This is a genomic window from Kribbella sp. NPDC056951 (genome assembly GCF_042674205.1).
Lineage (GTDB): Bacteria > Actinomycetota > Actinomycetes > Propionibacteriales > Kribbellaceae > Kribbella > Kribbella yunnanensis.
The window spans coordinates 168,368-181,771 of the sequence record NZ_JBHUQZ010000004.1; the positions used below are offsets into that span (position 1 = coordinate 168,368).

Below are 13,404 nucleotides of genomic sequence, written 5' to 3' on the forward strand. Positions count from 1 at the left end.
GTTTTCCCCTCCAATGAACTGATCTGGTCAGATCAGGTTCGGAAGCATGGCGGCGATCTGCTCGAACACCCGCCATACCAGCGCGACGACTACCGGCGCGCCGATCAGGTAGGACTCCCAGCGGCCGATCCGGGACCGGAACCAGACGAGTCCGATGGCGACTGCGATCAGTGCCTGCAACCACAGCACCAGCGTCAGCACACCGGACAGGTTCACGCCGAACGCCTGCTCAGAGTCCGGGACCCGGGCCAACCGCCCGCCCGGGTCGGGTATTGCAGTGCCGTCGACAAGCTCGGCGTCGACGTACACGGTCTTCGCGGGTACCGGTGCGCCCTCGGCGGTGACGAGTGTGACGCGGGACCCACCGCTCGGCAGGACTGCGGGCAACGGGTCCCCCGCCCGTCGTACCGCCTTCACCTCGTAGTTGAAGCGTCCCTCCCCGGTGACGACCTCGAACCGCGCACCGGGCCCCAACTTCGGTACGGCGCGGAACGGGCCGCCGTAGCTGAGCGCGCGACCGTAGATGACGGCGACACCAGCCTCACCGGGCAACGGACTGTCGGCCCGATGCCCCGGTCCCTGCATCAGGATCGAGCCGGTGGTCCCCTCGCGAATCACCTGCCGCAGCCCGAGCCCCTGAATATCGAGTACGGCGACCGGAGCGCCGTACTCGACGCCCGGACCGATCGGTGCCGTTGCTTCGGCGAGCTGACCGCGGATCTTGTCGTAGGCGATGTCCTGGGCGCGGTTGTACTGCAGCGCGCCGAGGAGCAGCACGTAGATCACGAACACGAGGATTCCGAGCGCGAACAGCCGCAACGCATCCGACGTCAGCTGCGGCCGGAGCGCGAGTTCCTCACGCGCTTTGGTTGCCATCCGCAACGGTGCGGAGACGGCGACGGTCACCGGCCTGCTCGCTTACGCTGCAGGTGCCGGGACACCAGGGTCGGAACCAGGAGCAGCAGGAGTGCCTCGGCGGAGACCAGTACGGCGAGGTTGCGGAGCATGTCGCCACTGCCGCGACTGCCGTTCAGGTCGGTCACTTGTCCGGTCGGCACGTACCCGCCGTTGTTCGGGCCGCCGGCGTTGATCACTTGCCCGGTCTCCGGATCGACCACCGGCGCGCTCGTCGGACCGCTGCCAGGTTGTTGTCCTGGTTGAGTCGGCTGACCGCCGTTCCCGTTGCCGTTCGGGTTGCCGTTCCCGGTGCCGTTGTTGTTACCGGTGCCGTTGTTGTTACCGGTTCCGTTGTTTCCATTGCCGTTGTTGTTCCCGTTGTTGTTGCCGTTCCCGTTGTTGCCCGCGGCAACACACTTGCCGTTGACGGGAGGGCCGGCGCCGTCGCGGTCACAGGGCAACGGCTGCGGAGCGACCACGGCAAGGACGTTGCGGTTCAGATTCTTTCCGTCGAACGTCGGATTGCCGCATTTCTTGATGTCCGTCGCCCCGGCCTTGCTCCCCGGCACCCTGGCGATCTGATGGAACCCGGCCTGCACCAGGTTCAGCGGCAGCGGTGAGTAGCCGAGTGGGGCCGCCTTCTGCTGGCCCTGACAGAGGAAGTACGCCGCGAAGTCCGCCAGGGTCTGGCCCTTGTTGGCGCTGAGATTCGCGGTCGGCAGGATCATGTACGAGTACGACGACAACGGGTACGCGCGCGGATCCGGGTGGTTGTAGACCCCGGTCAGCTTCTGGGTGAGGTAGAGCGGCGACTTCGAGTTGGTCTCGATCTGCGCCCGGGTCAGCGCGACCGCGGTGTTGTAGGCGTTGGGCTCGGTGTAGTACCCGGCGGTGTTCTTCACCTTCGCGACCGGGTAGCTCTTGCCGAGTGCGTACGAGTACTCGACGTACCCGATCGCGCCGTCGGCGTAGCTGGCCGAGATGTACCCGGCCATCTGACTCGAACCACCTTGCGCCTTCACACCGGAGAAGTTCGTGGTCGGGAAGTACGACGTCTGGCCGCACTTCCGGTTCTGCGTGGACTGACAGAAGCCGTCCCACAACGCCTTGTGCTGAGTGTTCATCCAGAGCGTGAACTGGGCCGTCGTACCGGAACCGTCCGAGCGGACGACCGGGATGACCTTCTTGCTCGGCAGCTTCTTGCCGTTGTTGTCGCGAGTGATCTGCGGATCGTTCCAGTTGGTGATCTTGCCGGTGAAGATCTTGGTGATCGTGTCCCCGGACAGCCGCAGATCGCGGTACAGCTGACCGCGGATCCGGATCTGGTACATGAACGCCGTGCCGCCGGCAACGATCGGCATGTAGGCATACGCACGGCCGTGGGCGTTGTCGTCGGCCTGGGTCAGCGGGTCCTTGCCCTGGTACGGGATCTCGCTGATCGCGAAGTCGACCAGGTTGTTGGCGAAGTCGAGCCGGCCCCGCGACGACCCGCCGCCGCCGTACTCGACCCGCATCCCGAGCGGCTCGACATCGCGGATCCATTGGTCGAGCGCGTTCTGCGACCAGGTCGACCCGGTGCCATAGATCGGCGCGTACGCCGTACTGCCGGCCGACGCCGGGAGCGCCGCCGACGCGAGTGTCAGCAGCAGGGCGAGCACGAAGGCGCTGAGCCCTCTGATGGGCCTACGCATGGCTGGTCCTTTCATCGGGAACCGGACCGGCCGCGACCGGCCATCCAGCGGGAGAAGGCGAACAGCAGCAGGACCAGGACCAGCAGCAACGCCGCGGCGCCGAACGCCCGGCTGATGTAGTTGGCCTCGGGCGACTGCGACATCTTGAAGGTGAACAACGGCAGCGAAACCATCGGGCCGGAGAACGGGTTCAGGTTCAGGTACGTCGTGAATCCGGCGGTCAGGAGGACTGGCGAGGTCTCGCCGATGCCGCGCGCCGTACCGAGCACGAGCGCGGTCGCGAGACCGGGTCGCGCGGTCGGCAGCACGACTGACCAGACAGTTCGCCACTGGGTTGCGCCGAGGGCTAGGGACGCTTCCCTTAGGCCGCTGGGAACTAGCCGGAGGACTACTTCGGACGAGCGGGCGATGATCGGCAGCATCATCACCGAGATCGCCATCGCCGCCACGAAGCCGGACAACCGCATCCCGAATCCGATCAGCAGTACGACGTACGCGAACAGGCCGGCGACGATCGACGGCAGCGCGGTCATCGCCTCGACCACCGAGCGCACCAGCCGCGACGCGCGGCCGCCGACCTCAGTCAGGTAGACCGCGCACAGGATGCCGAGCGGGAGGGTGATCGCGATGGCGATGCTGATCTGGATCAGCGTCCCGGCGAGGGCGTGTAGCGCGCCACCGGTGCTCAGCGGCTCGAGTGGTCCGGCCGTGCGCAGGTCCTGCGTGAAGAAGTTCTTGTGGATCAGAGCCCGGGCGCCACGGATCAGGGTGTACCCGATCACCGTCGACAGCGCGAAGCCGACGAGTGCCGCGCCACTATGGGCGAGCAGTACGGCGAAGCGGTCGGCGAGGACGACGCGGCCGCGCCGGAGTCCCGTGTAGAGCAGGTACAGCGCGGTGAACGAAAGCCACCAGCAGACGATGAATCCGAGCGTGCCTTCGGTCGGCAGGATCCGGCTGTAGACAACCCAGGTCAATGACAACCCGGCAACCGCCGACCCGACCAGCCCGGCCCGGTCCTCCACGTCCACGATCCGCAGCTGACGTCGTACCGGTTCTTCCGCAATGGCGGCCATCAGATCTCCGTTCCGGCGCCGCTGCGGCTGCGAGCAACCACGAAGCCGGCGATCAGGTTGACGATCAGCGTGATCACGAACAGCACCAGGCCGGCCGCCATCAGGGCGTTCAGCTGGGATCCCTGGGCCTCGCCGTACCGGAGCGCGATCATCGACGAGATGGTGATCGAGCCGGACTGCAGGACGTGCCAGTTGATCTCGAACAGCGGCGACACGATCATCACCACGGCGATCGTCTCGCCGAGGGCGCGACCGAGGCCGAGCATCGTGCCGCCGATGATGCCGCCGCGGCCGAATGGCAGGACGACTGCGCGGACGACTCCCCAGCTCGTCGAGCCGAGTGCCAGGGCGGCCTCGCGTTCACCGGCCGGGGTCTGGTCGAAGACCTCGCGCATCACCGCGCAGGCGATCGGCATCACCATCATCGCGACCACGATCCCGGCGATGAACGCCGAGGATGCGTACGTCGCGCCGTCGAAGACCGCGGCATCCGGATCGGTGTCGACCTTGAAGATCGGGATCCAGCCGAAGAAGTCGGTGATCCAGCGGGACAGGTGGATGACGCGCGGCTGCAGCAGGAAGAAGCCCCACAGGCCGTAGACGATCGACGGCACCGCGACCATCAGGTCGACCACCGCGACCAGGCTCTTCTTCAAACCCCGCGGCGCCCACTCGGTGATGTAGAGCGCGGTTGCGACCGCCAGCGGGAACGAGATCGCGATCGCGATGGCGGCGACCACGACGGTTCCGAAGAGGATCGCGGCGACGCCGATCTGGTTTGCCTCGGGCTGCCAGGACTGCTCGGTGAAGAACTTCCAGCCGTACGTCTGGAGTGTCGGTTTTGCTTGGTAGGCCAGGAAAATTCCGATCCCACCGGTGATCAGCAGCACCAGGCCACCGCCGCCGCGGGCCACGAGCCGGAAGATCAGGTCGGACGGTGCGAGCGACGACCGCAGCCTGCGCGGTGCCGGCTCGACGGTCTGTTCGGTCACCGCTGCTCCCGTTGGGTCAGCTGCCCGGAGGTGACCTCGGCCAGCTCAACCGCTTGCGTGAATCGATGGAATGCGCGGCGAGCGTCGATCCGGCGCGCGAAGACCCCGGGACAGCGGACATCAGGCCCGTTGTCCGCGGCCAGCTCCCAGCGCCACCGTCCCTCCGGATCCCGCCGCAGGGCCGGCTCCGCCTCGCGCGCAAGCCGCCGTACCGCCGCCAGCTCTTCCTGCGGCGACTCCCGCCCGCCGCGCCCCATCGCGAGTGGGCGGTTGTTGCCGGAGAGCAGTCGCCACAGCCGTTCACCTCCTCGCGGATCCTCGAGAAACTGCATCCGCACCCCCACCTCGCCCCTCCAACCTCTCCCCCAGAGCAGTTAGTCAGGGGGACTGTTGCCAGGAGCGGACAACGCGTGGTGAACCGAACCGAAGCGGAGCATGAACACGCTTTTCGGTTACGGCCGGGGCCGGAATGTCTTAGTCGCTGAGGGCGGCGATGTACTCGGTGCCGGTACAGAGCGTGCCGAGACGTGGGAAAACCTTACTGAGGGCGAAGTTGTGGGACTCCTCGTCGAGGCCGGTCATCGCGTCGATCAGGTAGACGGTCTCGTAGCCGAGATCGTCGGCAGCGCGGGCGGTGGACTCGACGCCGAAGTTGGTGGCGATACCGGCCAGGGCGAGGGTGTTGATGTCGCGGCGCTGGAGTTCGGCGTCGAGGGTGCTGCGGCCGAAGGCGCCCAGGGTGTTCTTGACGATCTCGAGGTCGCCGGGCTGTGGGGCAACCTCGGGTGCGAAGCCGCTGCCTTCCGGCTGGTAGTCAACGCCCGGGCGTTCGACCCGGACGTTGACCACCAGACCGCCGACAGAGCGGGTGGCCTTCGCCAGCGCGGCACAGCGCGCGAGCACCTCGGTCCCCTTCAGGGGCGCGGTGTCCAGAGCGATGATGCGGGGCATCAGGTCGATCAGGACGAGCGCCGTACGGCGGGGATCAAGGCTGAACGTGGTCATCCGCCGAGCGTAGCCGCCAAGGCGTTCGCGTAGGTCACGTCCCGCTCGGTGCCGGAGAAGCCGACGCGCCAGGTGCCGCCGTCGTACGTGCCCTGCGGCCAGGCGCGACCGCCGGGTTGCCAGAGCGGCTGCCACGCGACGCCGTCGCTCACCGGGTCGTACCAGTGGTTGTCGTTGGACCAGGCGTTCTTGTGCGCGGTGACGAGGCTGAGTCCTGGGCCAGTCGCCATCGACCACTTCGGAAGGCCGGGGACATCGCCGTCCCGGCCGAAGCCGCCGGGATCGCCCTGATCCGGAAGGGCCGAGTCGACGTTGAAGGCCACCTCCCAGAGCGTCGCACTTGTTGCCCCGTTCACCTTCCAGGTCAGACCGGTATCGAAGGTCCGCGCACCGAAATCGAAGGTCCAGTCGGCGGTCACGGGCTCGTCGCCGAACGGGATGCCGGTCAGCTTGAGGCTCGTGCCGGTCGTCTCGACCTGCGCGGCCGGACCGGTGATGTCGGTGGCACCGAAACCACCAACTCCCAGGTACGGCGCGGTCGCGCGACCGGTCTCGTCGAGCGCCTGGCGGTACTGCTTTTGGCCGGTCGGGTCGACCTCGAGGCTGGTGATCGCCGTACGGGGACTGGTCTGGATCGTGGCGCGGTAGTGGTCGTTGCTGACTACTTGTCCCTTGGTCACCTCTTGTTTGGCGAAGTCGAGTGGGGCCAGGAAGAGACCGCCCTTGCCCCAACCGGCACCGGTCACGTACCAGTTGTCGCCGTCCTGCACGACCTCGGCGGCATGCGCCTGGATCGTGCCGGCCAGCTGGTCGGTGGTGAAGTGCAGGGGATCCTTGCTCTTGTAGACCTTTGTCGACTCGTAGCCCCCGTCGCAGCAGACGAACAGGTACCAGTCGGTCCCCCGTTGTACGACGAACGGCGACTCCGTCGGACCGCCGTACGTGCCGGTCGCCGGGTGCTGGAACGCCGTCTGCCGTGCGCTCCAATGCTTCAGATCGGAACTGGTGCGGTAGGCAACGATGTGGTTGCCGCCGGATGGCGTCGAGTTCGCGGTGTAGTACATCACCCATTGGTCGCCGACCTTGCGAACCATCGGGTCTCGACCGTCGAAACCGTCAGTGAACAAGGGATTGGCCGCGTCTCGGGTCCACGTCTTGAGGTCGGTCGAGGTGGCCAAATGCATCCGGTACGCCGTGTGGTCCGGCGTACCGGCCGCGTAGAAGAGGTAGTAGGTGCCGTTGTCGTAGATGGCGTGCGGTGCCCAGATGTGACTCTCACCGGCATTCGGGTCGGCGACCAATGCAGGCGGTTGCTTGGTCCACGGGCCGTTGGCGGTTGGGGCCGTGGCGTGGCCGAAGCTCTTCTCGTCGAGCGGGTTGGCCGGCTCGGCATGCGTGATCGCGTACACGTGCCAGGTACCGGTCGTGCGGTCCTGGATCAGCGTGTGATCGTTGTAGTACCACGGACCGGTCTCGCCGGTGCTCGGGTCGTAGATCTTGGTGAACTTGCCGGCCGCAACCACTGTGTCGGTCTTCGAGTACGGCGTGATCTGGGTGCTGTTCAATTCCAGGTCCAGGAGGTCGAGGCCGGCCAGGTAGCCGGTAGCGGCCGGGTTCTTACCGGTCAGCGTGACGGTCAGGTTGTGCTTGCCCGCGGCGAGTTGCCGGGTGCCGAGGCTTTGGCGTTGCGTGCCGACACCGCTTGCTTGATAGCCGTCGAAACTCCTGGCCTCGCCGGCGTCAACTTGCAGGTCGACTGTGCCGTAGTCGGCGGCCTTGGTCAGTACGGCGTTGAGCTCGTAGGTGCCGGTGGTCGGCACGGTGAAGGCCAGCGTGGTCTTGTCACCAGCCTTGGTGCCGTGGATCCAGGCTTGTGCGCCACCCGACCAGCTCACGCCACAGCAGTTACCCTGCGGATCTACAGGCACGCTCGACGAGACAGGTGGCAGCATCGCCTCCCCCTCCACCCGCAGCACGTTGCCACTCGTCCCCTCGACCGCCGTCGACCTAGGCCCCACGTTGCCCGCCAGGTCGACCGCCGCCACTCGATAGGACCACGCCTCGTGGAGTCCGAGGCCGCGGTGGACGAAGCCTGGCAGCGGCGTGCTCCCGAGCAACTCCTCGCCGCCCTGCGCTGCCTGCCCACCCCGCGTTTTCTCCTGACCCCGCGCTTTCGTCCCGACCACCTTGGTCCCATACACGTTGTAGTGCGCGACACCTGACTCATCAGGTGCGTCCTTCCAGCTCAGGTTGATCGCGTTGCCTGTTTGGCCGGTCGCCCGCACGTTGGCAACCGCGGCGGGTGCGCGGCGGTCGACGTACGGGGTGACGAGCGACTGGACGACGTACCGGCTGGCTGTCCACGGTCCGGTGGGTCGCAGCTCGATGTCGAGTGTCGACCTGCCGGCGGTGAGCGTTGCGGGCAGTTGGTAGTTGTCGTCGAGCCAGCGCTGGTGGGTATTGCCGAGCGGCTGCAGCCACGTGCCGGCGGCCTTGCCGTTGACGAAGACCTGCGCGGACTGTCCGGCGACCTTCTGATCGCTGCTCCTTCTGAGCGTCACGCCCTGGTTGACCGGGTCGATCTTCGCGGTGAAGCGCAGCAGTTGACCGACCTGATCGGTCAACGCGACATCATCGTGATCGCCTTCGTAGACCGACGTCAGCTCGGTCCCTGGTACGTCGATGCGATCGGTCTCGCGGGCTCCGAACTTCGCCGACGTGTAGAGGAACGCCGTGGAGCCGTAGATCGCCGGGTGATCGTCCTGCTGACCGTGTTCGATACCGATGTCGAGCTGGTTCTGGAACCCAATCGCGTCGGTGATGTGCAGTCGCCAAGCGCCATCGCATTCATAGGTACAGAAGCCGGCCTGGACCTCGTGGGCGGAGTTGCCGTGGAACGGCGTGGAGTAGGTGCCAGCGTTGAAGTACCAGCCGGACTCGTAGTAGTCCTCGGTCCCGGTACCGTGAATCGCCGGGGTCCGCTCACCGTCGACGTACACACGCTCGTCACCTTCGAGGTAGCCGCGAGTGTTGCCGTTAGCAAGCAATCCCTCCATGGTCTGGACGACGCCGACGAACTTGCCGCGCCCCGAGGTCTGTGCGAGCGTCCAGTCGCTGCCCTGCGGTGTCTCACCGCGTTTCGAGATCGCAGTGAAGTAGCCGGTCTTCCCGGTGACCAGGTCGACGGCCTTGCGCGCGTCACGGGACGCGGTGACCTCGGACTGACCAGTCAGCGGGTACGCCGATTTATTGACCAGGCTGACCGTGGCACGGGCGACGTACGGCATCGGCCACCAGGCGGAGTACCAGCCGTTGGGGTCCATGGCGAAGAAGAGCGAGCGGACCGGGTTCTCGCCGAGACCGGAGCCGAAGAACTCACCGATGGGGGCATCGACGCGTTTCTGACCGTCGATCGTCACCTCGACGCGGACACCGGCCAGCAACGAGTCGGAGGGCTTGACGCGAGCACCGTCGGCTTCCGTTGCGGCGTACGGCATCGTGTGGGCGCCGCTCCAGGCCTGCTTGGTGATTTCGTAGCCGTGCGCCTGCTCGTCGGCGACGTGGTTCGGCCCGACATCGAGGGTGTCGGTGCGCTTGGGTGAATCGACCCAGTAGGTGAACTCGTTGAAGTCGAGGTCGGAGGAGATGAACTGGTTGGTGATGGTGATCTGCGACTTGCCCGCGGTGAGTGCGGCCGGGAGGTCGACGGTCTGGTCGTGCCACTGCGCACCGGCCGCCTTGAGCGGAGCCCACTCCCCTGCTTCGACGCCGTCGACCAGAACCTTGGCTCGCTGGTTGCCGATCCGCAGGTCCATCCGACGCGTCAGCTTCACCCCGGTGTTGGCAGGGTCGATCTTCATCGTGAACTTGCTGCTGCCGGTGAAGGCGCGGCCGTCGTCGGCGAACTCCGGCAACTCGAGGCCGACGATGCTTGGAAGCTTCAGCCGGAGCGCACTGAGCTCACCTGGTCCGTAGGTATCGGCCAGCGTGACTCGCTTGCCGGGGGCAAGTTTGAGCGTGCTCTTGGTGGTCTGGCTGTTCGGCTGGGCAGGTTTGGGGTCCTTGGTGCCGGCGTCCTTGAGCAGCTTCAGTACATCCTCCGCCTTGTCTGCCGGGTCGAACGTGCGGATGCCAGTTGCGTCCGGGAACTCGCGGTAGCCGACGTGGTAGAAGTACGGGTTGCTCTGGGTGGTGATGCGCATCGAGGAGCGGTACGGCATCGGGACGCGGATGTAGACACCACCGCTGCTCTGGACGCCGTTCGCGACCAGGGGGTAGCTGAACGGCGCACCGAGCTTGCCGTCGACGATGTCTTGCAGTGAGCCGTGCAGTACCTGCTTGCCGTCGAGTTCGACGGTGATGGTGCCGGTCTTGGTCACGTTGCCTTCGTCGCGGGTGAACCAGATGGAAGCGACCTCACCAGGGCCGCTGTCCTCCGCGATCACGCAGCCGGCTTCCGACGTACGCAGACAGGAGAAGGCGCCGTCGAAACCGTCGTTGTTGGTGCCGTCCCGGCCGAAGCTGGAGAACTGCTTGGTGCGGACGCCGGTCTGGAGTTCCGGCAGGCGGTCCAGGTGGCGGTAGACGTCCCATCCGACGGGACCGTTGTTCTGCGGAAGCGGCGTCGTACCGGCTGTTGCTGTTGCGGTCGGGAGCACCAGTACGGCGGCAGCGACCACCGCGACTATGCGACGGAACATGGGCGAGCCCTCCGGCGGAATGGATGGCGGGAAATCGATTTCTCAGTGTCTACCATCGTTGGACCGCGCTTGAGAAGGGCACAGCTTCGAGGAGTTGGCTGTCCGCTGGCCGGGCCGCTGCGGCGACCGCTTGCCGGGCGCGCAAAGATGGGTCCGCACACAACCTGAGACTCCGGGAGTAATTCGATGAGCTCTGCAGACGCCGACCCCACCCCACCACCCCGGTCGGGGGAGAAAGCCGAGATCGCCGTCACCGGCCTCGCCGTGATGGGGCGCAACCTGGCCCGGAACCTGGCGCGCAACGGGTTCCGCGTCGCCGTCCACAACCGGTCCCAGGGCCGCACGGACGCGCTGATCGAGGAGTTCGGGCACGAGGGTGACTTCACCGCGGCCGCCGACCTGCCCGCGCTGGTCGAGGCGCTCGAGCAGCCGCGCAAGATCATCATCATGGTCAAGGCCGGCGAGCCGACCGACGCCGTCATCGACGAACTCGTCCCGCTGCTGGACCAGGGCGACATCGTCATCGACGCCGGTAACGCACACTTCCTGGACACCCGGCGCCGCGAGAAGGCGCTGAGCGAGAAGGGCCTGCACTTCGTCGGCAGCGGCGTGTCAGGTGGCGAGGAGGGCGCGCTCAACGGGCCGAGCATCATGCCCGGCGGCTCTGTCGAGTCCTACGCCGCACTCGGCCCGATCCTGACCAAGATCTCCGCACACGTGAACGGCGAGGCGTGCTGCGTGCACGTCGGCCCGGACGGCGCCGGTCACTTCGTGAAGATGCTGCACAACGGGATCGAGTACGCCGACATGCAGCTGATCGCGGAGGCGTACGACCTGCTGCGCCGCGTTCTGGGTCTGTCCCCGGCCGAGCTGGCCGACGTGTTCCGCGAGTGGAACACCGGCGACCTCGAGTCCTTCCTGATCGAGATCACCGCCGACGTCCTCAGCCAGGTCGACCCGACCACGGGCGGGGCGTTCGTGGACGTCGTACTGGACCAGGCGGAGCAGAAGGGCACCGGGCGCTGGACGGTACAGTCCGCGCTCGACCTGGGCATCCCCGTGAGCGGCATGGCCGAGGCTGTGTTCGCACGGTCGCTGTCGGGCGACGTCGTACGGCGTGAGGCGGCGGCCGGCGTACTGCCGGGGCCGGCGTCGGCGAAGGTCGATGTGGATCGGGACGCGTTCATCGAGGACGTGCGGCACGCGCTGTACTCGTCCAAGCTGGTCGCCTACGCGCAGGGCTTCGACGCAATCCGGGCCGCCTCGGAGCAGTACGACTGGAATGTCGACCTCGGCGCGATGGCGACGATCTGGCGCGGCGGCTGCATCATTCGAGCCCGCTTCCTGGACCGCATCAAGGAGGCCTACGACCGGAACCCGGCCCTGCCGTCACTGCTCGTCGACGACTACTTCAAGGACGCCGTCGCCAACGGCCAGGACGCCTGGCGACGCGTGGTCGCGACCGCAGCCACGGCCGGCGTACCGGCTCCGGGCTTCTCGGCGGCACTGTCGTACTACGACGGCCTGCGTGCGGACCGGCTGCCGGCGGCGCTGATCCAGGGTCTGCGCGACCTCTTCGGGGCGCACACCTACAAGCGCGTCGACGCCGAGGGAACCTTCCACCTGGAGTGGTCGGGCGACCGTTCGGAGACCAAGTCTTAGGTCGGGCGACACGCGGGCGGGTTGGCGTTGGGGTCGAACGTATGTTCTAATGTTCGCACAGTGCCAGCCCGCTCACCGCGGGCGACGTTACTAAGGAGATCGCCGCAACGATGACTGTAGACACTCTGGCAGTAGAAACGCCGTCGGACGACGTCGACACTCCCGTCACCGCCGACACCACCCCGGCTGCATCCTTCTCGGCTCCCGACGCCGAGGCTGAGTCTGAGGCTCCGGCCCCGGCCCCGAAGAAGGCGCCGGCCAAGAAGACCGCTGCCAAGAAGACCAAGACGATCGAGCTGACGCTCACCGTCACCGGCACCGCCGACGGCGAATGGACCGCCGAGCTCAAGCAGGGCTCGACCTACCTGGCCCGTGGCGTGGCAGTTGCCGCCGCGGCCGTCTCACGCGCCGCCAAGGAGCTGCACGAGGACCTCTCGACCCCGCTCGACGAGGTCATCGAGGAGGCCCGCGCCCAGCAGGCCGCCAAGGTCGCCGCCCTCGAAGCCGAGCTAGAGGCCGCCCGCCAGGCACTCGCCGACCTCTCCTGACCCACCCACCCGTTGTCTGGCCCTCGCCGGCCGGACTCTCCGGTCCTGGCAGCCACCTTCCCTGGCGACCAAGACCCGCCGATGCTCGTCCTCTTCCCAGGACGCACATCGCCCCCGCAGCCCAGGTGCCCCGCGCATCTGGGCTGCGGTCTTTACTCAGCTGATGTCGTGCAGCTCCAGCATCTCCCCGTCCCGCAGCCGTCGATGCTCTAACCCGCGCTCGGCGAGATAGGCCGCGGCTAACTCCGCCCCTTCCGTCTCAGCATGTTCAGACCGCCAGTGCGGAACGATCCGAAACGGCACCAGCCCGAGGCACTCCGGTCGAGTCGACGATGAATACCCCGCGGGCAGAACGCCCGGCTCATCCATCAGCTCGATCCCCTGAAGATCCGGCCCGGCCACACAGGCCCCCGCCGAATACCCGCCGTACACGAAGTCCGTCCGCTGCCCCTGCTCCTGAACAGCCGCCCGAAATCCCGCCCGAGTCATCGCCCGAGCCAACACAAACGCGTTCCCACCCAGGACCCAGACGAGGTCGAGGCCGCCCAGGCGTTCAGTGAGTTCCTCGGGCCCTGCAAAGTACTCGCGGAGATCGAGCTCCTCACAGGAGTACCCGAAGGACTCCAGAGTGCGGCTCTCCCGGCCATAGTCGCGAGCGCGCGATACGCCGTACCCATCAAGCGCATTCAGCACGATTCCAGCCCGGCCCCCGGAAAGCACCAACGGCTGGTTGTCAGGGGTCAGGAACCAGGAACTCAACAGCAACCTCATCGACACCTCTCGCGCATCGGACCGGGGGCGTGAACAAGATCCAGTGGCCCTGAACAAGGTAT

10 protein-coding genes are annotated in these 13,404 nt (G+C 66.9%); 2 read left to right on the forward strand and 8 right to left on the reverse strand.

What is annotated here, in order from left to right:
• Window positions 1-27 precede the first annotated feature (27 nt).
• The 7 genes from ACFTSF_RS18835 to ACFTSF_RS18865 form a co-directional block, all read right to left on the reverse strand.
• Window positions 28-906, reverse strand: a complete 879-nt coding sequence (locus ACFTSF_RS18835; RefSeq protein WP_380154965.1) for a sortase — start codon at window positions 904-906, stop codon at window positions 28-30.
• Window positions 903-2,588: a phosphate ABC transporter substrate-binding protein PstS gene (locus ACFTSF_RS18840; protein WP_380154966.1), complete on the reverse strand. Its 1,686-nt coding sequence runs from the start codon at window positions 2,586-2,588 to the stop codon at window positions 903-905. The genes ACFTSF_RS18835 and ACFTSF_RS18840 overlap by 4 nt, the downstream gene beginning before the upstream one ends.
• Window positions 2,589-2,599: 11 nt before the next feature.
• Window positions 2,600-3,664 carry a phosphate ABC transporter permease PstA gene (pstA, locus tag ACFTSF_RS18845; protein WP_380154967.1) on the reverse strand — a complete coding sequence of 355 codons (1,065 nt, stop codon included), beginning with the start codon at window positions 3,662-3,664 and terminating at the stop codon, window positions 2,600-2,602.
• Window positions 3,664-4,656, reverse strand: coding sequence for a phosphate ABC transporter permease subunit PstC (gene pstC / locus ACFTSF_RS18850; protein ID WP_380154968.1), 993 nt, complete (start codon window positions 4,654-4,656; stop codon window positions 3,664-3,666). The genes pstA and pstC overlap by 1 nt, the downstream gene beginning before the upstream one ends.
• Window positions 4,653-4,988: a hypothetical protein gene (locus tag ACFTSF_RS18855; protein ID WP_344165481.1), complete on the reverse strand. Its 336-nt coding sequence runs from the start codon at window positions 4,986-4,988 to the stop codon at window positions 4,653-4,655. Before ACFTSF_RS18855 ends, pstC begins: the two co-directional genes overlap by 4 nt.
• 142 nt (window positions 4,989-5,130) lie before the next feature.
• Complete coding sequence (locus tag ACFTSF_RS18860) at window positions 5,131-5,661, reverse strand: isochorismatase family protein (RefSeq protein ID WP_380154969.1); 531 nt, start codon at window positions 5,659-5,661, stop codon at window positions 5,131-5,133.
• The gene (locus tag ACFTSF_RS18865; protein ID WP_380154970.1) at window positions 5,658-10,361 is read right to left on the reverse strand and encodes a DUF2961 domain-containing protein; all 4,704 of its coding nucleotides are present in this window, start codon (window positions 10,359-10,361) and stop codon (window positions 5,658-5,660) included. Before ACFTSF_RS18865 ends, ACFTSF_RS18860 begins: the two co-directional genes overlap by 4 nt.
• 186 nt (window positions 10,362-10,547) lie before the next feature.
• Here ACFTSF_RS18865 and gndA point away from each other — a divergent pair, with 186 nt between their 5' ends.
• Window positions 10,548-12,023 (forward strand): NADP-dependent phosphogluconate dehydrogenase, encoded by a 1,476-nt coding sequence (gene gndA, locus ACFTSF_RS18870; RefSeq protein WP_380154971.1) that lies wholly within the window; start codon window positions 10,548-10,550, stop codon window positions 12,021-12,023.
• 110 nt (window positions 12,024-12,133) lie between these two features.
• Window positions 12,134-12,571, forward strand: coding sequence for a DUF6319 family protein (locus tag ACFTSF_RS18875; protein WP_380154972.1), 438 nt, complete (start codon window positions 12,134-12,136; stop codon window positions 12,569-12,571).
• A 156-nt stretch (window positions 12,572-12,727) separates the two neighbouring features.
• Here ACFTSF_RS18875 and ACFTSF_RS18880 read toward each other — a convergent pair whose 3' ends face one another.
• Window positions 12,728-13,342 (reverse strand): Type 1 glutamine amidotransferase-like domain-containing protein, encoded by a 615-nt coding sequence (locus ACFTSF_RS18880; RefSeq protein ID WP_344165495.1) that lies wholly within the window; start codon window positions 13,340-13,342, stop codon window positions 12,728-12,730.
• Window positions 13,343-13,404: the final 62 nt, after the last annotated feature.

Coding starts and splice junctions, on each gene's coding strand:
- ACFTSF_RS18840 (WP_380154966.1), bottom strand. CDS start 2,588: ATGCGTAGGCCCATCAGAGGGCTCAGCGCCTTCGTGCTCGCCCTGCTG.
- pstA (WP_380154967.1), bottom strand. CDS start 3,664: ATGGCCGCCATTGCGGAAGAACCGGTACGACGTCAGCTGCGGATCGTG.
- ACFTSF_RS18855 (WP_344165481.1), bottom strand. CDS start 4,988: ATGCAGTTTCTCGAGGATCCGCGAGGAGGTGAACGGCTGTGGCGACTG.
- ACFTSF_RS18860 (WP_380154969.1), bottom strand. CDS start 5,661: ATGACCACGTTCAGCCTTGATCCCCGCCGTACGGCGCTCGTCCTGATC.
- ACFTSF_RS18865 (WP_380154970.1), bottom strand. CDS start 10,361: ATGTTCCGTCGCATAGTCGCGGTGGTCGCTGCCGCCGTACTGGTGCTC.
- gndA (WP_380154971.1), top strand. CDS start 10,548: ATGAGCTCTGCAGACGCCGACCCCACCCCACCACCCCGGTCGGGGGAG.
- ACFTSF_RS18875 (WP_380154972.1), top strand. CDS start 12,134: ATGACTGTAGACACTCTGGCAGTAGAAACGCCGTCGGACGACGTCGAC.
- ACFTSF_RS18880 (WP_344165495.1), bottom strand. CDS start 13,342: ATGAGGTTGCTGTTGAGTTCCTGGTTCCTGACCCCTGACAACCAGCCG.